We start from the raw sequence: 21,152 nt of genomic DNA on the forward strand, positions 1-21,152 counted from the left end.
CGTGCGTGACCATCACCGTCGTCTGCCCCTCCCCGTCCACCAGGCCCCGCAGCAGGGCATGTGGTGACCCGGCTCGACGTACGAGGGGATGGAAGGAGGTCAGGGCCTGGGTTGCGCACCCGCGACGACCGCGGACGGCGACGCCTGGTGGTCGACGTGCCCGCGGTCGGCCGTCATCTGGTGGGAGAACTGCGTGTGGTAGAGATCGGCGTAGAGCCCTGCCGCCGCGAGGAGTTCCTCGTGGGTTCCGCTCTCGCGGATACGACCGTCGTCGACGACCAGGATCTGGTCCGCCTCACGGATGGTGGAAAGGCGGTGCGCGATGACCAGCGAGGTGCGGTCGGCGAGGGCCGTCTTGAGCGCCTGTTGGATCGCCGCTTCCGACTCCGAGTCCAGGTGCGCGGTCGCCTCGTCGAGCACGACGATCGGTGGAGCCTTGAGCAGCAGCCGGGCCAGGGCTATCCGCTGCTTCTCACCACCGGATAGCCGGTAGCCGCGGTCACCCACGACGGTGTCCAGGCCCTCGGGAAGGGCGCTGATGGTGTCCCACATCAACGCCGCCTTGCACGCCTCGATCAGCTCCTGCTCGTCGGCACCGGGGCGGGCGTAGGTCAAGTTGGCGCGGAGGGTGTCGTGGAAGAGGTGGGACTCCTGAGTGACGACGCCGACGTTCTCGCGCAGTGAGGTGAGGGTGAGATCGCGGATGTCGTGACCGCCGATGCGCACGGTGCCCGCGTTCGGATCGTACATACGGGGCACCAGCTGGGTGATGGTGGTCTTTCCGGCACCCGACGGGCCGACCAGCGCGGTGAGTTTGCCGGCCGGAGCGCGGAAACTCAGTTCGTGGAGGACTTCCTGCGCGGACGCGCCCGACCGATCGTGCTTGCGGTTCGCGATCGCCTCCAGCGACGCTATCGACACCTCGTCGGCGCTGGGATACCGGAAGGTGACTGCCTCGAACTCGATGTCCGTGGTGTCGGGGGTCGTTCCTTCACGGTCGGCGGCGGTTTTCGGCAGCAGGGGCTTGGCGCCGGGTCGCTCGGTGATCAGCGGCTTGAGATCGAGGACCTCGAAGACCCGGTCGAAGCTGACCAGGGCGACCGTGGCGGTCGCCTGCATGGTCGACAGTTCGTTGACGGGGCCGTAAAGACGCATCAGCAGGGCCACCATGGCCACCAGTGTGCCGAACTCGATGGCCCCGTCGATGGTGAGCGCGCCGCCCAGGCCGTACACCAGGGCCGTGGTGAAGGTCGTGAGAACGGTGACGATGATGGGCAGGAGCTGACCCCAGACGACCAGCTTGACGGCGAGGTCGCGCACGTGGGCCGCCTTCTCGGCGAACATGTCGTCCTCGTCCCGCGGGCGCCCGTAGAGCTTGGACAGCATGGCGCCCGAGACGTTGAAACGCTCGGTCATCATCGAGCTCATCTCCGCGTCCTGCTCCATGAGCGACCTGGTCATGCGCTGCATACGGCGCGTCAGCAGGCGTGCGGGGATCAGGAACAGCGGAAGCATCACCAGAGCCGCCACGGTGATCTGCCAGGAGAGGTAGAACATCGCGGAGAGGACCAGGATCAGCGTCAGGACCGTCGAGACCGCTTGGGTGAGCAGGGTCGTCACCGCCTGTCGGGCGCCCGCGACGTCCGTATTGAGGCGGCTGATCAGCTTGCCGGTCTGGGTACGGGTGAAGAACGCGAGCGGCTGCTTCTGCACATGCGCGAATACCTCGGTGCGCAGCTCGTAGACGACTCCTTCACCCACCCGGCCCGAGCAGCGGCTCTGCACGTAGACGACCCCGGCGTTCAGCACGGCGAGGCCCGCGAGCGCGACACTGAGCCATACCACGACAGAGAGGTCCCCGGGCAGGATGCCGTGATCGATGATCCACTTGAGGATCAGTGGACTTGCCGCCGCTATGCAGGCGTCCAAGGCGGTCACCGAAAGGAGCAGCACGACCTGCCAGCGGTAGGGCCGGGCGTACGGAAGGATCCGCCGCACCGTTCCCGGTCTGACCTGCTGGCCTTCAAGCGACTCGTCGCCCGGCCGCAGCCGTATCCGGCCCATCGATGGGCGGTTTAGCACGGTCACGGAAACTGCCTCGCTCTCTGTAATTCACGCATCAGCTGGAAAAAGAAAAAATGTGCGGGCCGACCTGATGCCATGGTCTTGACAGAAAGAGCGGGCAGTCGCCTGCTCGGCGTCATTGTGGCCCGGAAGGGCATCGCACCATGACGCGGAGAGAAAACCGTGGCGCTCCCACGATGCATCGCGAGAGCGCCACGATCAATATCGGCCGGACCGTTTTGTTCGGCCGTCCTGTGATTGCCGGAAAAGGCGGGCGGGCCCTGGTCTCCGGGGCCGACTGTTATGGTCGATCCGCCGCGGGACGATTTGCCGGCCTACCGCGGAAACCTTCCGCCGGCCGCTCAGTCCTCGGTCCATCCGTGGTTCTTGGCGAACCGCAGCAGACCTGCGCGGACGGCCACGATCTGTTCTCCCGTGAGGGAGGGCGCGGCCGACAGGAGGACATCGGTCACCTCGTGCAGATACTCGTTCGAGGTGAGGACGGTGCACAGGGAGTCATCGCCGTCGGGCTGCCTGGCCGGGACCTGTGCGGCCGTGGCGGCGGCTGTCTGGAAGGCCGGCGGTTCGATGTCGGCTCCCTCCGCGAGCCTGACGGCCGAGGCCTTGAGCCCGCGGTCGCCCTCCTCCACCTCGAACTGCACCGCAAGGCCCGAGCGCAGGTAGTTCTCGGGGATCAGGAGGTCGTTCACGTGCAGGAAGACGTCGCCCCCTCCGTGATCGGGAGCGATGAACCCGAAACCCCGAACGCTGTCGAACCGCACCACATGACCAGTAACCATGCCACCAACCCCCAGACCGCCGGGCCCCTTGCCCGGATGAACCATCACGCTCCAGAAGATAGGACAGTGTCGCCCGCCGAGGCGAGCGCGCCGCCGGGCCGCCGCCGGGCCGCCGCCGGGCCGCCGCCGGGCCGTAGCCGGGCGGCTGCCGGGTGGGCGGCCGCTCACGGTGTTCAACCGCCGCGCTGCCGCAGTTGAGCGCCTCCTCATTGCACCAGGGCATATTGCCTGTGCAGTGGCCTTGCTGGTTGCCTGTACTGTCCCCTGGATGTAAGTTCGAATGCGGTTTCGGGCGCTTTGGGGGCTGCGGTGAACTGATGCAGCCGCTAGCGGTGCATTGGTCGCGTGTTCGGCACCACTGATTCCGTATTTCCCTCATTGCCCGGTGGACGCAGATTTTCTCCTTGAAGTCGTCATCAGGAATTCAGGCGGTTCGTCAGTGGGGGAGCGGAAAGTGGAGTTCAGTGCTACCGACTTGAGACATCCAGAACCGTTGGAAGAGGGAGATGGCTCGGCCCGGTCCGCCGCGGCCCCCACGTCGAATGCGCGAGGGGCCGTGCCCGTCCCGATCGCCTCGCTCCTTCCCGGCGACTCTCCGCGTCTGGAAGGGCAGACCGCGGAGCACGTCGCCCAGTTGATGGCGGTGGAGGCCACGCTGCCGCCCATCCTCGTGGACCGGCGCAGCATGCGCGTGATCGACGGGATGCACCGGTTGGCCGTCGCCTTCCGCAAGGGCGAGGCGATGATTCTTGTCGAGTTCTTCGACGGCACCGCCGAAGAGGCCTTCCTGCGGGCCGTGGAAGCGAACGTCACCCACGGCCTCCCGCTGTCGAAGGAGGACCGGCGGGCCGCGGCCGAGCGCATCATCGCGTCGTCTCCGGAGATGTCGGACCGGGCGATCGCCCGGATCGCGGGCCTGGGCGCCAAGACGGTGGCCGCCATCCGGCGTGAGACCGCAGGTGGCAGCGCCCAGTTGCGCGCGCGGATCGGCAGGGACGGCAAGGTGCGCCCGCTCAACAGCGCGGAGGGCCGGGAGCGGGCCGCCAGGCTGATAGCCGAGCATCCGCAGGCCTCGCTGCGCGAGGTGGCGCGGCTCGCAGGGATCGCGCCCGCAACCGTGAGCGATGTCCGCAGACGACTCCTGTCCGGTGAGCCGCCGGTGCCGGCACCGGCACAGGCGGCTCCGCCGGACGCCACCAGAAACGCGCACGCTGAGCCCGCCTCAGCGGCAGTCGCCCTGCCGGGGCCCGCGAGGACGGCGGACCCCCGGGCGGCTGTGCCCGGCGGCTGGCTCGCGCCTTCCGATCTCGTGACCCTGCTCGACAAGTTGTTGCAGGACCCGTCTCTGCGGGACAGGGAGGAAGAACGGCGCCTGTTCCGGGTGCTGCAGCGGAACGTCATCGGGGAGCGCGGCTGGTCCAAGCTGGCCGCCGCGGTCCCCGCGCACTGCGGCGACCTCGTCGTCGACCTCGCCCGTCGGTACGCGGAGACGTGGATGGAGGTCGCGCAGGAGCTCGACGAGGAAGCCACGTGACAGCTGCTGCGGGACATTGACACAGGTCGAACAGCTCGGCGGTACTGTGCGGCGCGCTCAGGCCTGGCCGAGGACGACGACGGCGTTGTGACCGCCGAAGCCGATCGAACTGCTCACGGCGACGGGAACCGGGGCGTACCTGGCGCTGCCATGGACGATGTCGATCTCCGGTATGTCGCGCCCAGGTTCCCGGAAGTTGGCCGTGGGCGGGATGGTCCCCTGGTCGATGGACAAGGCCGTGAACAGCGCTTCGGCGGCGCCGGCGGCTCCCAGCATGTGCCCGGTCACTCCCTTGGTGGAGGTGACCGCGGTCTGCCGGCCGAAGAGGCGGTCGATGAGACGCGCTTCGATGGCGTCGCCTTGCGGGGTGCTCGTCGCGTGCGCGTTGATCAGTGCCACATCCGACGTGGACACCTCGGCGTCCGCCAGCGCCCCCAGTACGGCGAGCCGCGCGCCACTCCCGTTCGGGTCGGGCGCGGTGAGGTGATGGGCGTCCGAGGATTCGCCGTAGCCCATGACCTTCGCGTACGGGCGTCGACCGCGGGCTCGCGCGTCTGCCGCGCGCTCCAGGACGAGCACCGCGGCCCCTTCGGCCAGTACGAAGCCGTCGCGGTGCAGGTCGAAGGGCCGGGAAGCCGACAGGGGGTCGTCACGCCGTCGGGACAGCGCCTTGAGCCGGTCGAAGGCACTGGACATGAGAGGTGTGATCGGGGCGTCGGTGCCACCGGCGAGCACGACGTCGCAGCGGCCCGCGCGCAACAGGTCGAGCCCGAACCCCAGTGCCGTGGTGCCCGACGCGCACGCGGTGGACAGACCGAGCGCGGGTCCGTTGAAGCCCAGGTGCAAGGCCACTGTGGCCGCGGGCATGTTGCCGATGGCTTTGGGGACGGTCAGGGGATTGACCGCACGTGCCCCGGCGTCCCTCAGCCGCCCCGCCTGCTGCAGCCAGGTCTCCAAACCGCTGACGGCGGTGCCGATCAGGACTCCGACCCTGGTCGGGTCCCAGTGCCCGCCGCCCGGTGCCGCGTCGGCCACGGCCTCGCGGGCCGCGACGACGGCGTACTGCGTGAAGGGGTCCATCCGGCGTGCGTCGGTGCCGAGTTCCCCGCTCGCGTCGAAGGCCGAAGCGGCGGAGCTGAAGTCCACGGGCATGCCGTCGAGCCGGGCGTCGGGAGCCGCTGTGGGCAGTCCGGCGCAGGTCGTCTTCCAGGCCGTGGCCGTGTCGGTGCCGGCCGGGGAGACGATCCCGAGGCCCGTGATCACCACATCCGCGTGCTGATGTCTTCGTGCTCTCATGCTGGAATGTCCGCCCCACGTGACTGCAGGATTCCGGCGAGTTCCGTGACAGTGGTCAGGTTGCTCAGCTCCGCCTCCTCGACCACGACGCCGAGTTCGTCCTCCAGGTGCGCGCCGAGCTCGGCGAGGGAGAGGGAGTCGACCTCCAGTTCCAGGAACGTCTTGTCCGGATCGATCTCTCCGGGGACCTTGTACACGGTGCCCAGGAGGGTGGTGAGGTAATTGACGAACATAGTGGGCTCCTCTTGTCAGATCTCTGAGGTGACGGCGGTCAGCTTCGGCCAGATCAGTCCTGCCGACGCCCAGGTGATTCCGCCGCCGAAGGTGGTGAGTACCGTCCGATGCCCGGGCCGAAGGCGGCCGGCCGCCGCCGCGTCGGCGAGGGCCAGAGGGATGGAGGCGGCCGCCGTGTTGCCTGTCCGGGCCAGTTCGCAGACCACGCGCTCAGGCGGGAGATCGAGCCGTTTGGCCAGGGCCTCCATGATGCGTGCGTTCGCCTGGTGCGGTACGAGCTGGTCGAGTGTCTCCGCACTCCAGCCGCAGTCCTTGAGGACACGCAGGGTCGATTGCGCCATCCCGTCGATGGCTTGCAGGTACACCTTCCGCCCGGACATGGCGAACCAGCGCTCCCCGGTGGCCTGTTCGCGGGCACCGGGAATGCGGATCAGGTGCGCCCCCGTGCCGTCGCTGCCCAGATCGTAGGCGAGGAGGGCACCGGGTTCGTCGGGCGGACCCGAGCGCAGTACGACGGCTCCCGCTCCGTCGCCGAAGAGGATGGCCGTCGACCGGTCCGCGGGGTCGACGATGCGCGAGTAGGTTTCCGCCGCGACGACCAGCACATTGTCCGCGATCCCGGCCGTGATCAGAGATCCTGCCGTCGCCAGGGCGTACAGGAACCCACTGCAGACGGCCGAGACGTCGAAGGCGGGGATGTTCCCCTGCCCGATACGGGCCGCGATCTCGGGAGCCCCGGCGGGGCAGGGGCGCTCCGGCGTCGTCGTGGCGAAGATCAACCCGTCGACCGTGGCGACTCCCGCCGAACGCAGAGCATTTCCGGCGGCCTCGCAGGCGAGGTCGATCACCGAGACCGCGGGGTCGGCCCGACGACGTGACTCAATTCCCGTACGGGTGCGAATCCATTCGTCGCTGGTATCCAATTCGCCCACCAGTGACGCATTGTGGATCTCTTTTGAAGGGAGACAGGTGCCCAGTCCGGCGATCACTGCCGATGTCGGTGGTCCCGAATTCCTTCGAGTGTTTTTGTCGAGGCCTGATGCGCTCATGCAGTCGCCTCCCGAAGTGCGTGCTCGATCGGCACAGCAGACCTCTGGCAAGAGGTGTTTTTCGTCGTTTAGGCGACCGTACCTATTTGCGGATCCCGGCACAACTGCGGCGGTGGCGGCAACCACGGGTCGTGCGGGCGCGGTTGTACGCCACCCGAAGAAGGCTGCCGGGAGCCGCGTCGTCGCAGGTGGCGGCGTGGATCTTGTTTAACTGATGCGACGACTCAGTTGAACGAAGGGTGTGGTGATCGCCGAAGATTGATTAGCCTCCGGTGATGCTGCTGATCGGGGGACACCCCTGACCGGCCGCCCGCCTTAACTACCCAGGAAGGGACGGCGTGGTGACGAATCCATTCGACGACCCAGATGCCAACTACTATGTCTTGGTCAATGAAGAGGGACAGCACTCCCTCTGGCCGGTCTTCGTGGACGTGCCGGACGGCTGGAAGACAGTGTTCGGCGAGGCGGGCCGCACGGAATGCCTCGACTATGTCGAGAAGACTTGGACCGACATGCGGCCCAAGAGCCTGATCGAGGCCATGGAGAGCAAGTAGCAAACGCCTTTGCCCGGCGGACCGTCTCCGGTCCGCCGGGCAAAGGCGTTTTGTCTTCCGTCTGCCATGACGCGTGCGGCGCGCGGCGGGGGAGGGCGGAGGGGGGCGTCAGCCGGCGCTTGCCTGCTGACGGTAGGCGGGTAGGGCGTCCACCATCCGCTCCATCGTCTGGTCCAGGACGAAGTGGCCGGCTTCGATGTGCTGGACCGAGAACTCGGCGCTCGTCTCCTCGCGCCAGGCCATCAGGTCCTCGAAGCTCACGAAGGGATCGTGCCGGCCGCCCACAGCCGTGATCGGCACATCCAGCGGCACCGTGTGCTGGGACGGGCGCTCCTCCGCGATGCGGAAGTCACCGCGCAGGGTGGGCTCGAAGACGTCCATGATCTCGGGGTCGTCGAGCACGGACGCGTCGATCCCGCCGTACTGCGCGACGCGTTCGAAGAACGCCTCACGCGGCAGCAGATGGATCGACTCCGACGAGTGCCGGACGGGCCCCGCGATGGAGGAGACGAACAGCGCGACGGGCAGCCTCCCGTGTCTGTCGTGGATCAGGCGGGCCACTTCCAGCGCGACCACGCTGCCCGAACAGTGGCCGAGGAAGACGAACGGCCGGTCGGTCAGCGGGGTGATCACTGGTTCGAGGGCGTTCACCAGGAGGTGGAGGTCCTCGAAGGGCTCTTCGTCGATCCGGTTCTCCCGCCCCGGATAGCGGATGGCGCACAGTTCGGCCTCCTGGGGCAGCCGCCTGGCCCACGGAGTGAACGCCCCCGCCCCGGCGCCCGCGTGCGGGAAGCAGAACACCCGGATTCCTGGATTCGGGAGCCGTCTGGGACGCACGACCCAACGCTTCGCCGCCAGGAGTGCCCGCGCGTCCGTTGCCGGAGAAGTGCCCGTCACGCCGGACCACCCGCCCAGGCGAAGACGGTGTGGAGATCGGTCTTCCGGTACTCGGCGGCCTGCCGGACGAACGTCGTCATGCCGTGGCTCTCCAGGAGCGAGACCACCGCGTCGAGCGCTCCGTCCCGGTCGGCCACCTCGATGGCGGCGTTGCCGATCCGCGGCCAGAGCCGGTCGCCGACGCCCTGCAGGACCCGGAGCTCGAACCCCTCCACGTCCACCTTGAGGAAGTCGACGCGGTCGATGCCGGTCTCCTCGGCGAACGTCTCCACACGACGCACGTCACAGCGCACCAGCTGCCGCTCGTCGAGGCAGTCGTCCACGAGCCCTTCCACCTCATGGAGGAACTCGTCCCGGAGTTCCGCGTCGAGCGAGTCCGCGGCACTGGACACGAACGCCGATGCGAGCACCCTGTCGGCGGCCGGATCGGCGTCGAAACCCGACATCATGGTGTAGTTCGGGTAGTAGGTCAGTTCACGCGACTGGTCTTCGTCACCCAGGGCCATGTTGTGGATGTGAACGCCGGGAAGGCCTCCTGTGTTGCGCCGGAGGGCGTCGAAGACCGCGGGTGCCGGTTCGAAGGAGAACACCTGCGCGTCGGGCCATCTCTGCCGCGCGAAGAGGCTGAACAGCCCGATGTTGGCCCCGATGTCGAAGATCACCGGCTTCTCGGGAATGTTCCAGCCCTGCGGTGGGATGTAGGACTCGTCGTCGAATATCTCGCCGTACAGGTAGTCCGTCTCATTCCCGTTGAGGCTGAAGACGGACATCCCGTTCGGGAGCTTTCTCCTGACGGGAGCCGTGGGAGTTCCTCCACCTGCTGTCATCGCACCGACATTAGGGTGCCGCCCACTCCGGCACCGGCAGTACGGGCGGCGATAGCGGGGCAGTTTCGCCGCCGGCGCGTGTGCTGCCGACGAGTCGCCGCCCGAACTGCCGATCGCCACGTCGGCGGGCTCGTAACGTACGTGAGGGTTTCGGCAACCGGAGGAGCGCAGCTATGGCGAGGGACCTGAATCACGCAGTCCGGCTCCGGCTGAGGGATCGGACCCAGGTGGAGCTCGTGGGGCGGCGATTCTCGGACGCCGCTGACCTTTCACACCTCCGCGTCGTGGACGTTCCGCTGGAGTCGGGCGATCCCGGTGCCCCGGACGTGTGCCGCCAGGAAGCGGCGGCGGTCGCCGGTGGCGCGCACGCCGTGCTGTTCCGCTACGCGGATGGCCCGGCCGACCTCATGGTCGCCGTCCCCCGGGGCCTGCTGGACCCGGTGGGGCTCCGTCGCCTGAGCGCCCAGCTGGCCGAGGGACGATGGGCGGCGGCGGAGCGGGAGTTCGAGCGGCTCGCGGACACGGACAGCGTCCGGGAGGTGCCCAGGGCCCAGGTCGGCGCCCCTGCCGACTGGGGAATGGGCGAAGGGAACGCCGGCGGCGACCGGTCCGCCACCGCATGGGCGGTCCTGCCGTCCGACACGCCGGCCGACGAGGGAAGACTGCGCGCGGCTCTCGCCTTGACGCTCCGTCGCTACGACGGCGACGAAGGGGAAGAGGCCGTCATCGGGTCCGACGAGGGCGCCGTGGCGGTACGGGTCGGTGGCACCCTCGACGAGATGCGCCGGAACCAGCGCCCTTGCGTGGACTCGCCGGTGGTGGCCGGAACGCTGCCGGGCGCCGACGGGGAGCCGCTGCGTGCCGACGAGGACTACCTCCCCTCACTCGTGCCGGTCTTTCCTCTGACCTTCTCCCTCGTGCGCCGGGCTGACGGCCGGCTCTGGCAGCGCTGCGACCACTGGCTGAGCCACGCCCACCCGTCGACCGGCGAGCAACTGGCCCGGCACGTCGCGCATGTGTACGGGCAGTTGTCGAAGGCGCCGGACACTCCCGTCGCCGACATCGCGCTCTTCGACGACGAGGAAGGGCGACGGATCGTCGGTCTGGGCAGCTCCGCGCCCGCGACTCCCGCGCCCGCGAACACCGTGCACGAGGCCTTCACCCAGGTCGTGGCCGCCTCTCCGGACTCCCTGGCGGTGTCGGACGACGACGTGGAGCTCACCTACGAGCAACTGGACCAGCTGGCGGACGTCTTCGCGGCCAATCTCCAGGCGCAGGGGATACGGGCCGGCGACCGGGTCGGCGTCTGCCTCGACCGGTCCGCGGAGCTGGTCGCCGTACTTCTCGGTGTGCTCAAGGCCGGTGCGGCGTACGTCCCGATCGACCCCGCCTACCCGGCCGAACGGGTCGCCTACACGATGGACAACGCGGCGGCGCGCCTCCTGGTGACCCAGTCCGCCGAGCCACGGCAGGACGCGTACCGGGCGGTGACGCCTGACGAGCTGCTCGCGGACGATGTGTCCGACGCGCCCGGCGGCCAGGGCGGCACCAGTAGCAAGGACACGGCCTACGTGATCTACACGTCCGGTTCCACCGGACGGCCCAAAGGCGTCGCCGTACCCCACGGCAACGTGCTGAGCCTCGTGCAGGCGACCCGCGACGATCTTCAGCTCGGCCCGGAAGACGTGTGGTCCTTCTTCCATTCGAGCGCCTTCGACTTCTCGGTGTGGGAGATGTGGGGCTGCCTCCTGACCGGCGGACGCCTCGTGGTCGTGCCCCACTTCACCTCACGCGACCCCGATCAGTTCGGTGAGCTCATGGCCGCCCAGGGCGTCACCGTCCTGAACCAGACGCCGTCGGCGCTCGCCAACCTCCTGTCCGTGGGCTACGAGTACCTGCCGGCGCGCCTGGTGATCCTGGGCGGCGAACCACTCGACGCCAGGATGCTGCTGCCCTGGTTCGACGCGTACCCCGACGACCGGTGCCGGGTGGTCAACATGTTCGGCATCACGGAGACCACCGTGCACGTCACCGCCCAGACCGTGACCCGCAGGCTCGCGACCGGCGCGACGCGCTCGGTGGGCGCGCCCCTGCCGGGCTGGCACGTCTACGTCATGGATTCCGCAGGGCGCCTGCTGCCGCCCGGTGTCGCCGGCGAGATCTACGTCGGCGGCGCCGGCGTCGCCCAGGGGTACGTCGGCCAGCCGGACCTGACCGCGGAACGGTTCCTGCTCGACCCGTACAACGGTGGCCGGATGTACCGCAGCGGCGACCGGGGGCGGTTGCGTCCCGACGGGACGCTGGAGCATCTGGGGCGCATCGACAACCAGGTGAAGGTGCGCGGGTTCCGCATCGAACTGGACGAGATCCGCTCGGTGCTGCTGGAGCACGAATCGGTCCGTGCCGCGGCGGTCGTCGTGGGTTCCGCGGGCGGTGGCGGCTCGTCCGGCACGCGCCTGGACGCCTACGTGGTCCTTGACGGCGGTGACGTGCGGGCGGTCCGTGAGCACGCCACCGCCGTCCTGCCCGAGTACATGGTGCCGTCGACGGTGACGGAGCTGGCGGCTCTTCCCCTGACCACCAGCGGCAAGGTCGACGTGGCACGGCTGCCCGCCCCGGAGATCACCACGGGGCGCACTCAGAACTCCACCCCGACGGCCGACGACGCCCTGGCCGCCTGGTTGCAGGAGCTGTGGGCGAGACTCCTCGGCGTTCCGATCGGGGTGGACGACGACTTCTTCGAGGCCGGGGGCAATTCGGTGATCGCGGTGAAGAGCTCCGCGGCGATGCGCGCCGAGGGCATCCCCACGCTCCGACTACGCGAGTTCTACCGGAACCCCAGCATTCGCCAGGTCGTCGCGGCTCTCAAGGCGGCCGACGGGTGAGAGGGCGTCCGCGTGAACGAGGTGGCGTACGAGGTTGAGGACGACGAACCGTTGTGACCCCCCTCGCGGGGACTTGACGCGACGCACAAGGCCTCGTGCCCGCAGATCGTGGATGGCGCTCTCCGCATCGGGGACGGACCGGGCGAGGAACGCGACGGCGTCCCGCACGGTCCAAGGCCGTGCGTCGACCAGTTTGTGGAGGGCGCTGAGATGGACCGCGGGCAGTGACGCCAGGGAGCGGCGCATCCACGTCATCAGGGGGACGTTGTTGCGGGACGGAGACGTCACCAGTCGTTCCGGTGCGGTCTGGGCGATTCCCAGTAGCTCCGCGGGCTTGTAGATGAGGAGCCAGGAGGCGGCCGATTCGAGTGCCGCAGGTATTCCGTCGAGGTGCCAGCATATTCCGGCTATCGCGGCAGCCGTTTCCGGGTCCGAGCTTTCTTCCGGGTAGAGCAGGGCGGAGCGCGAGAGCATGTACTGCATGACCGGATAGTCGGTGGCCGGCGCCCCGCCGGAGTCTCCGCGGTTTCCTTCAGGAACGTCCAGCGGAGAGACCGCGAAGGTGATGTCTCCGGTGCGATGCGCTGTGAACTCGCAGGTTTCGACGAGTACGCGCAGCCCTCGGCAGAGCTGCACGAGTGCTCGCATGTCCTGCCGGTCCCTGTCGTCGAGGTCGCGGTTGTCGACGATGAGCAGGGCGTCCTGCGCGGCAAGGCGTTCCGCCACGTCAGCCACTGCGGCGCCGCACCCGACCACGCCCGCGACCCGGCTGATAAGGCGATACGGAAAATCGTGTGGAATGCCGTTGGCCGCCGCCATTCGATCGAGGTAGATCACCGGGACGAGATCGGTTCTGTGCAGTTCGCCGACGACGTTCTGGATTAGCGATGTCTTGCCCATCCCGGGTGCGCCCGCCACCTTGACCACCTGATGTCCTGGGGAGCGCAGCAACCGGAGCAGCGAGGCGGCTTCCTCCTCCCGGGCAACGGGCGGGGAGAGGGTTGCCGGTGGTGCCGGCAGTTCGTCGTAGAGCGACCGGACCACCGTCAATCCGGCGGCGGCCTCCAGCTCCGCCCGCCGCACGCTGGTCAACCTGAGGGCTTCCGCGAGCAGCCGGACCGTCTGCAGGCGCGGGCTCCCGGTGCGATCGAGTTCGAGGTCGCGAATGGCCCGTATGCTCACCGTGGAGATGTCGGCAAGCTGACTCTGGGTCATCCTTGCGCCTTTCCGTGCACTTCGCAGCATAAATCCGAACTGCATCGTCGATATGCGATCTGCGGACAATTCTCCCCGCTCTCCATTCCATTGGGCGCGGTTTCGGACGCGGTTTCGGGAGACAGTGACAAAAGTCCCGCCGGGCCCGTTGTCAAGTGCCGACCAGGTGGCGGGGCGCCGCCACTCACGCATCCCACCTGCTCCGAGGGTGCACGATCCAAGGTGCTGTTTAAGTGAGGCAACGACTCAGTTGAACACGCGATGCGGCAGCCTGGACCGTCTTGCCGGGGCACCGCCTCCCGCCGCCATACAGTATTGATCAGTGACCCTGACGTCCCGCATAGTGAGCTGCGGTGATCCTGGCCCCGCCCGAAGCGGCAGCCGGATGCGGGTCAGTTGAACACATTTTTTTCGCAGCTTTGTCATTGAGGACTGGACAGTAATTCAGCATGCCTCGACGGCTGCTGCCGCCTGCTGCTCCAGTCGATGAGTCGGATCGGTTGGGGTGTGCAGGGATGGCTGTATCTGAAGGTGAAATCCGGGAACTCATGGCCGGTCAGCTTGCTGTCTGGTACGCACAGCAACTCGCCCCCGAGAACCCGGTCTACAACATCGGCGAGTACGTGGAGATCCGCGGAAACCTCGATGTCGACCTCTTGGTCCAAGCCCTGCGCCGCACCATGGAAGAGGCGGAAACGGTCCGGCTGCGCTTCCGGCTGACGGACGAAGGACCGCGGCAGTACCTCGGGAACGCGGCCGAGCATTCCGTCCAGGTCCTCGACGTCACCGCCGAGCCCGACCCGCACGCGGCGGCGCAGACCTGGATGCGGGACAGACTGCGTCAGCCGATGACCCTCCTCGGGGCACCCCTGGCAGGGCACGCCGTCATCAAGGTCGGCTCGGATCGGCACTACTGGGTGCACTACGCTCACCACCTCGTACTCGACGGATACACCGGCCGGCTCTTCGCCAACAGGCTGGCGCACGTCTACACCGCGCTCGCGGAAGGACGCGAGGCCGGGCGGAACCACGCCATGGAGCCGTTCGCGGTGCTCCTGGACGAGGACCGCGCCTATCGGGCCTCCACCGCCCTGGCGGACGACCGGGAGTTCTGGCTCGGCACGCTGTCGGACATCGCCCGCGCGGGGCGGTCCGACGGATCGAGGCCCCGGCGGCTGCCGCAGGTGCCCGTCCGCCGGCGCGGCGGGGTCGACCGTGACGGGACAGCCGAACTCAAGGCCGGAGCACGGCGACTGCGGACCAACCTGGCCGGACTCGCGATCGCCGCCGCGGCCCTCTACCACCACAGGACCACGGGCGCCCTTGACATCGTCGTCGGCGTCCCCGTGGTCGGACGGGCCGCCCCCCGGGAACTCGCGGCTCCCGGGATGACGTCGAACATCCTGCCCGTCCGTGTCTCCCTCGGCAGGTCGACGACGACGCGGGAACTCCTGCGCCAGATCACGGCGGAGATGCGCGCCGCGATCGGACACCAGCGGTACCGCTACGAGGACATGCTCCGCGACCTCAAGCTCCTCGGTGGCAAGCCGCTGTGCGACCTGATCGTCAACGTCATGTCGTTCGGCTACGACCTCACCTTCGGCGACTGCACGGGCACCGCCCACAACCTGGCCAACGGTCCCGTCGACACGCTGAGCATCGACGTCTACGACCGCCTCGACGGCACCGGGCTCGCGATGGACGCCGACGTTCACCGCGGCGCCCGCGACCTGGAGGTGGAGCCGGAAGCAGGCATCTGCCCGCGCTTCCTCCGCATCCTGCACGGCCTCGCCGACGCCGAGCCGACCGACCTCGTCGGCGAGATCGACGCCTTGTCGGCGCGGGAACGGGCGTGCGTCCTGGCCGAGTGGAACGACACGACGGCCGAGGCCGCCGGGACGCGGTACGCCGCGCTGGACACGTCGGCGAACCGGCTGGCGCGCTACTTGGCTGATCAGGGGGTGGGCACCGGATCCGTGGTCGGTCTGTGCCCGGCGCCCGGTGCCGACACGACCGTGGCGATGCTGGCCGTGTGGAAGACCGGCGCCACCTGCCTGCCGGTCGACCCGGCACTCGCGGCCGAACAGCCCGCACAGACGGCCCAATGGCTCGCCGAGAGCGGGACAGAGGTGATCGTCACCAGCCTCGAAGGCGCGGCGGAACTGGCCCCTGCGCTGGCGGCCGGCGGGGTGCGAGCGGTGGCCCTGGACGATCCGTCGGTGGCGGAGCCGGTGGACGGCCTCGCCTCGGGCCCGCTGGGGGTTCACGTGCCGGACCACCGGGCCTACGTACTGGACGCGTGGCTGCGCCCGGTCGCGCCGGGTGTGCGGGGCGAGCTGTACGTGGCCGGTCCGTGGGAGGCGCGGGAGCTCGCGGGCCGGCCCGGCCCCGCGCCCGACCGACTGGTGCCGGATCCCTTCGCGGCGGACGGGTCGTGGATGTACCGGACCGGGGCCCGGGTGCGCTGGACCACCGACGGGGAGCTCGCGTTCCCCGCAGACACGGGGAACCCGGGTGGCGCGGGACCGGACCGGCGAACCCCCGAGCGACTCACGAAGGCGGACGGGAGCCGGGACCGGGCCGGAGCCGCCCGTGACGAGATCCTGCGTGCCCTGTTCGCCGAGCTCCTGCACGTGGAGAGCGTGGAGGACGACGACGACTTCTTCGACCTGGGCGGGCATTCACTGCTCGCGACTCAACTGGTGAGCCGCATCCGCAGCACGCTGCAGGCGGAGCTGCCGATGCGGGCGGTGTTCGAGACGCCGACCGTCGCGGGCCTGTCCGCCCGCCTGGCCGGCGCGGACCAGGCACGCGTGATGCTCGTGCGACGGGAGCGCCCGGAGCGGGTACCGCTGTCGTTCGCGCAGCGCAGACTGTGGTTCCTGGGCCGCCTCGAAGGCCCCAGCGCCACCTACAACACGCCGATCGTGCTGCAGCTGTCCGGCCGGCTCGACTCCGCGGCTCTCAAGGCCGCGATGCGAGACGTCCTCGACCGCCACGAGGCGCTGCGCACCGTCCTGCCCTCCGACGACGGTGAGCCGTATCAGGCGGTTCTCGGCATGGACGAGCTGGACTGGGAGCTGGAGCAGGTCACCGTCCGCGACTCCGGCGGGGCGTTCGAGCAGCTCGCGGAGATGACCGACCTGCCCGAACCGGACGCTTCGGCGCAAGAGACGCTGTCGGACCTCGCGAGCGCCGTGGTGGGCGCCGCGGGCCACGTGTTCGACCTCTCGGCCGAGGTGCCGGTGAAGGCGTGGCTGTTCGACACCGGCCGCTCGGACGAGCATGTGCTCGTCGTGGTGGTGCACCACATCGCGGGAGACGGCTGGTCGATGGGGCCGCTGACACGGGACATCTCGACGGCGTACACGGCCCGGTGCGCGGGCTCCGCTCCGGAGTGGTCGCCGTTGCCGGTGCAGTACGCGGACTACGCCCTCTGGCAACGGGAGTTGCTCGGCTCGGACGACGATCCGACGAGCGTCCTCTCCCGGCAGGTGGAGTTCTGGCGCGAGGCGCTGGCGGGAGTGCCGGAGGAGCTGGAGCTGCCGGTGGACCGGCCGCGTCCCGCGGTGGCGAGTCACCGCGGGCGCACGGCTGCCTTCGGGGTGTCGGGCGCAGCGCACGCACAACTGCTCGAACTCGCGCGGGCCGAGGGCGTGACGCCGTTCATGGTGCTGCACGGCGCGCTGGCGGTGGTGCTGTCCCGGCTCGGGGCGGGCGCGGACATTCCGATCGGCTCCGCGGTGGCCGGGCGCACGGACGAGGCCCTTGACGATCTGGTCGGCTGTTTCGTCAACACCCTGGTGCTGCGCACGGACCTGTCGGGCGATCCGACGTTCACGGAGATTCTCGGCCGGGTACGGGAGGCCGGTCTCGGCGCGTTCGAACATCAGGACGTGCCGTTCGAACGGCTGGTGGAGGAGCTGGCTCCGCAGCGTTCCCTGGCCCGCCACCCCCTCTTCCAGACCGTCCTCACGATGAGCGACATCGCCGACGGGCTGATGGAGCTCCCGGGGCTCCGGGTCAGGATGACCTCGACCGCACGGCCGGCGGCCAAGTTCGACCTGGACGTGATGGCCGGCGAGACGTTCGACGCCGAGGACGCGCCCGCGGGTGTCCGCGGCACGTTGACCGCGGCGGTGGACCTGTTCGACGAGGGTGCCGCGCAGCGGATCGCGGGCTGGTTCGCCCGTGCGCTGGAGGAGCTGGTGGCGACCCCCGCGACGCGGGTGAGCCAGGTCGCGGTCTTGTCACCGGTCGAGCGTGAGCAGGTCGTGACCGGATGGAACGACACGGCGACCGACGCGTCGGCCACGTCCGTGCCCGAGATGTTCGAGGCGCAGGTGGCACGCGACGTCGACGCGGTGGCCGTGGTGTCGGCTGATGGCTCATCCCTGTCGTTCGGGGAGCTGGAGGAGCGGGCGAACCGGCTCGCGCACTTCCTGCGGGGGCAGGGAGTGGGCGCGGACTCGGTGGTCGGCCTGTGCCTGCCGCGGGGCATGGAGACCATCACGGGAATCCTGGCCGTGTGGAAGGCCGGCGCCGGTTATCTGCCGATCGACCCGCACCAGCCCGCGGAACGCATCGCGTTCATGCTTCGTGACAGCGGTGCGGTGCTGACGCTGACGACGGAGGAGAACCTGGACGACCTTCCCGCGGGCCGGCATCGCCTGGTGGCGCTGAACGGCACGTTGGCCGAGATGCAGCTCGCGGCGGCTCCCGGCACGGCGCCGGACGTAGACCTGAACGCACAGCAGTTGGCGTACGTCATTTATACGTCCGGTTCGACGGGCCGCCCGAAGGGCGTCGCCGTCACGCACGGGGCGTTGGCCAACTACGTCACCTCCGTGCCGGGCCGGGTGGGCCTCGGCGGACCGGGCGCCCGGTACGCGGTGCTGCAGGCACAGGCCACGGACCTGGGCAACACGGTGGTGTTCGCCTCCCTCACCACGGGGGGCGAGCTGCACGTGCTGGACGAGGAGACGGTCACCGACCCGATCGCCGTCGCGGCCTACCTGACGGAGCACCGGATCGACTTCCTGAAGGCGGTGCCCTCACACGTGGCGGCACTCGGGGCCCGCGCCGCGCTGCCCGCGAAGGCACTGGTCCTCGGCGGCGAGGCGGCAGCACCCGATCTGGTGGCCGAACTCCTGGCGGCGGCCGGGGACCGGGCGGTGTTCAACCACTACGGGCCCACCGAGACGGCGATCGGCGTCGCCACCACACGTCTGACACCGGTGCACGCGTCTTCCGGAGTGGTTCCGGTGGGCACCCCGGTGGCGAACACCAGGCTGTACGTGCTGGACAGCGCGCTGGAGCCGGTGGCGCCGGGTGTGGTGGGGGAGTTGTACGTCGCGGGAGCACAGCTGGCGCGGGGCTACGTCGGCCGGCCGGAGCTGACCGCCGAACGCTTCGTCGCCTGCCCGTTCGCCTCCGGCGGGCGGATGTACCGCACCGGGGACCGGGCCCGCTGGACGTCCGGCGGGCAGCTGGTGTTCGTGGGGCGTGCGGACGATCAGGTGAAGATCCGTGGTTTCCGGGTCGAGCCGGGCGAGGTCCGGACGGCGCTCGCCGCCCACCCCCAGGTCGCTCAGGCGGCGGTTCTCGCGAGGGAGGACACTCCGGGCGAGACACGCCTTGTCGCGTACGTCGTCGCCGACGACGAGGACACCGACCACGCGGCCCTCGTCGCCTCGGTACGGGCGTTCGCCGGTGAGCGGCTGCTCGAACACATGGTGCCGTCGGCGGTGGTGGTCCTGGACGCCCTGCCGCTCACCGGCAACGGCAAGCTCGACCGCAAGGCGCTGCCCGCCCCCGGCTACGCCGACGCGGCCGCGCACTCACGCAGGGGTCCGGCCGACCTCCGCGAGGAGATCCTGTGCGGCGCGTTCGCCGAGGTCCTGGGTCTGGAGAGCGTCGGCGTCGACGACGACTTCTTCGAACTGGGCGGGCACTCGCTGCTCGCCACGCGCCTGGTGAGCCGGATCCGCACGGTGCTCGGTGTCGAGATGGAGATCAGGACGCTCTTCGACACGCCGACCCCGGCCGGCGTGGCCGCCGAGCTGGCAGGAGCGGACACGGCCCGCGCGGCTCTCGTCAAGAGGGAGGAGCGTCCTGAGCGGCTGCCGCTGTCGTACGGCCAGCGCAGGCTGTGGTTCATCGGCCAGCTGGAGGGGCCGAGCCAGACGTACAACAGCCCGATCGTGGTGCGCCTGACGGGAGACCTCGACCGGCAGGCGCTCGGACAGGCGCTGACGGATGTCATCGGGCGGCACGAAGCGCTGCGAACGGTGTTCCCCGTCGCCGACGGCGAGCCCTACCAGCAGGTCGTTCCCCTCGACGAACTCGACTGGTGCCTGAACGTGGTCGAGGTGAACCAGGGGAAGCAGCCGCGAGCGGGGCGCGGCTTGCGCGACCTCAACGATCTGTCGTGGACCGAGTCGGTGGTCAGCCTGCCGACGATCGAGCCGTCTTCGGAGCTGCCGTCCGGAGAGATCGAGACGGACGGCCTCGCGGCGGCGATGGCCCGGGCCACCGGTTACGCGTTCGACCTGTCGGTCGAGATGCCCGTGCGGGCGTGGTTGTTCGGCGTGGAGCCGGACGAACACGTGCTGGTGCTCGTGGTGCATCACATCGCGGCGGACGGATGGTCGATGGGACCGCTGGCGCGGGACGTGTCGGAGGCGTACGACGCCCGACGCGACGGGCGCGTCCCCGCGTGGGACGCGTTGCCGGTGCAGTACGCGGACTACGCGCTGTGGCAGCGGGAACTGCTCGGTGACGACGGTGACGCCGAGAGCCTGATGTCGCGGCAGGTGGAGTACTGGCGCGGAGCTTTGGCGGACGCGCCGGTGGAGTTGGGCCTTCCGTTCGACCGGGCGCGACCGGCGGTGGCTTCGCACCGCGGGCACTCGGCCGGATTCATGGTGCCGACCGAGGTGCATGAACGGTTGGTGGCGCTGGCACGCGAGCGTGGTGTGACGACGTTCATGGTGTTGCAGGCGGCGCTGTCGGTGACGCTGTCCCGGCTCGGCGCGGGCACGGACATCCCGATCGGTTCGGCGATAGCCGGTCGTACGGACGAGGCGGTGGACGACCTGGTCGGCTGCTTCGTCAACACGCTGGTCATACGCACCGATCTCTCCGGTGATCCGACGTTCGCCGAAGTCCTTGAGCGGGTCCGGGAGACGGGCCTGCAGGCCTACGCGCATCAGGACGTGCCGTTCGAACGGCTGGTGGAGGAGCTGGCACCACAGCGTTCCATGGCCCGGCACCCCCTCTTCCAGGTGGTCCTCACCAAGCTGAACGCCTCATCCGGATGGGAGGCGGAGGCAGCCACCCTGACGCTGCCCGGCATCCGGTCCACACCGCTCTTCCTCGGGAAGCCCTCCGCGAAGTTCGACCTCGACGTGATGGTCGAGGAGGAGTTCGGCTCCCGGGGTGAGCCCGCCGGGGTGCGGGGCGCCGTGACCGTGGCCGCGGACCTGTTCGACGAGGCGACCGCGGGACAACTGGCGGAGCAGTACATCCGCATGCTCTCCGAACTGTCGCAGGAGCCGTCGGTCCGCGTCGGTTCGGTCGACATCCTCCGTCCGGAGGAGCGTCGGCGGGTGCTGTCGGAGTGGAACGACACGGGGGTGAGTTCGCCGTGGGTGTCGGTGTTGGGTTTGTTCGAGGAGCGGGTGGTGGTGTCGCCGGGTGGGGTGGCGGTGGTGCAGGACGGTGTGGGGGTTTCTTATGGGGAGTTGGAGGTGCGGGCGAATCGGTTGGCGCATTATCTGCGGGTGCAGGGGGTGG

12 protein-coding genes are annotated in these 21,152 nt (G+C 69.4%); 4 read left to right on the forward strand and 8 right to left on the reverse strand.

The window, feature by feature from the left end; all coding sequences use genetic code 11:
- Positions 1 to 99 precede the first annotated feature (99 nt).
- The gene (locus AB0I16_RS35100; RefSeq protein WP_363253736.1) at positions 100 to 1,998 is read right to left on the reverse strand and encodes an ABC transporter ATP-binding protein; all 1,899 of its coding nucleotides are present in this window, start codon (positions 1,996 to 1,998) and stop codon (positions 100 to 102) included.
- A 428-nt stretch (positions 1,999 to 2,426) separates the two neighbouring features.
- On the reverse strand, positions 2,427 to 2,864 hold the full coding sequence (locus tag AB0I16_RS35105) for a cold shock domain-containing protein (protein WP_363253737.1): 438 nt from the start codon (positions 2,862 to 2,864) through the stop codon (positions 2,427 to 2,429).
- A 556-nt stretch (positions 2,865 to 3,420) separates the two neighbouring features.
- Between AB0I16_RS35105 and AB0I16_RS35110 the strand changes: the two genes are divergently transcribed.
- Entirely contained in the window at positions 3,421 to 4,398 is a 978-nt protein-coding gene (locus AB0I16_RS35110; protein ID WP_363253738.1) for a transcriptional regulator, read from the forward strand.
- Between the two features lie 57 nt (positions 4,399 to 4,455).
- On the opposite strand, the gene AB0I16_RS35115 is transcribed toward AB0I16_RS35110, so the two are convergent.
- Genes AB0I16_RS35115 through AB0I16_RS35125 form a run of 3 tightly spaced genes read right to left on the reverse strand, consistent with a single transcriptional unit; the run spans position 4,456 to position 6,977 of the window.
- A complete protein-coding gene (locus AB0I16_RS35115) occupies positions 4,456 to 5,694 on the reverse strand; it encodes a beta-ketoacyl-[acyl-carrier-protein] synthase family protein (RefSeq protein ID WP_363253739.1) in 1,239 nt (412 codons plus the stop codon).
- Entirely contained in the window at positions 5,691 to 5,927 is a 237-nt protein-coding gene (locus AB0I16_RS35120) for an acyl carrier protein (protein ID WP_363253740.1), read from the reverse strand. Before AB0I16_RS35120 ends, AB0I16_RS35115 begins: the two co-directional genes overlap by 4 nt.
- 15 nt (positions 5,928 to 5,942) lie before the next feature.
- Entirely contained in the window at positions 5,943 to 6,977 is a 1,035-nt protein-coding gene (locus AB0I16_RS35125) for a beta-ketoacyl-ACP synthase III (protein WP_363253742.1), read from the reverse strand.
- 341 nt (positions 6,978 to 7,318) lie between these two features.
- Here AB0I16_RS35125 and AB0I16_RS35130 point away from each other — a divergent pair, with 341 nt between their 5' ends.
- Positions 7,319 to 7,531: an MbtH family protein gene (locus AB0I16_RS35130; RefSeq protein ID WP_363253748.1), complete on the forward strand. Its 213-nt coding sequence runs from the start codon at positions 7,319 to 7,321 to the stop codon at positions 7,529 to 7,531.
- 108 nt (positions 7,532 to 7,639) lie between these two features.
- On the opposite strand, the gene AB0I16_RS35135 is transcribed toward AB0I16_RS35130, so the two are convergent.
- Complete coding sequence (locus AB0I16_RS35135; protein WP_363253743.1) at positions 7,640 to 8,368, reverse strand: alpha/beta fold hydrolase; 729 nt, start codon at positions 8,366 to 8,368, stop codon at positions 7,640 to 7,642.
- A 56-nt stretch (positions 8,369 to 8,424) separates the two neighbouring features.
- Positions 8,425 to 9,198 (reverse strand): FkbM family methyltransferase, encoded by a 774-nt coding sequence (locus tag AB0I16_RS35140; protein ID WP_363253744.1) that lies wholly within the window; start codon positions 9,196 to 9,198, stop codon positions 8,425 to 8,427.
- Between the two features lie 341 nt (positions 9,199 to 9,539).
- On the opposite strand from AB0I16_RS35140, the gene AB0I16_RS35145 reads away from it, so the two are divergent.
- Positions 9,540 to 12,140, forward strand: a complete 2,601-nt coding sequence (locus tag AB0I16_RS35145) for a non-ribosomal peptide synthetase (RefSeq protein WP_363253745.1) — start codon at positions 9,540 to 9,542, stop codon at positions 12,138 to 12,140.
- Here AB0I16_RS35145 and AB0I16_RS35150 read toward each other — a convergent pair.
- Complete coding sequence (locus AB0I16_RS35150; RefSeq protein WP_363253746.1) at positions 12,072 to 13,547, reverse strand: helix-turn-helix domain-containing protein; 1,476 nt, start codon at positions 13,545 to 13,547, stop codon at positions 12,072 to 12,074. The two genes, AB0I16_RS35145 and AB0I16_RS35150, sit on opposite strands and share 69 nt — an antisense overlap.
- Positions 13,548 to 13,903: 356 nt before the next feature.
- Here AB0I16_RS35150 and AB0I16_RS35155 point away from each other — a divergent pair.
- Positions 13,904 to 21,152 (forward strand): amino acid adenylation domain-containing protein (locus tag AB0I16_RS35155; protein ID WP_363253747.1); only part of this gene is annotated, 7,249 nt, incomplete at its 3' end.

The sequence above is a fragment of the Streptomyces sp. NPDC050703 genome (assembly GCF_040654435.1).
GTDB lineage: Bacteria > Actinomycetota > Actinomycetes > Streptomycetales > Streptomycetaceae > Streptomyces.

What these genes read in the sequence shown, in the direction of transcription:
- AB0I16_RS35105 (WP_363253737.1), bottom strand. Translation starts at nt 2,864, where the DNA reads ATGGTTACTGGTCATGTGGTGCGGTTCGACAGCGTTCGGGGTTTCGGG.
- AB0I16_RS35115 (WP_363253739.1), bottom strand. Translation starts at nt 5,694, where the DNA reads ATGAGAGCACGAAGACATCAGCACGCGGATGTGGTGATCACGGGCCTC.
- AB0I16_RS35120 (WP_363253740.1), bottom strand. Translation starts at nt 5,927, where the DNA reads ATGTTCGTCAATTACCTCACCACCCTCCTGGGCACCGTGTACAAGGTC.
- AB0I16_RS35125 (WP_363253742.1), bottom strand. Translation starts at nt 6,977, where the DNA reads ATGAGCGCATCAGGCCTCGACAAAAACACTCGAAGGAATTCGGGACCA.
- AB0I16_RS35140 (WP_363253744.1), bottom strand. Translation starts at nt 9,198, where the DNA reads ATGTCCGTCTTCAGCCTCAACGGGAATGAGACGGACTACCTGTACGGC.
- AB0I16_RS35150 (WP_363253746.1), bottom strand. Translation starts at nt 13,547, where the DNA reads ATGCGTGAGTGGCGGCGCCCCGCCACCTGGTCGGCACTTGACAACGGG.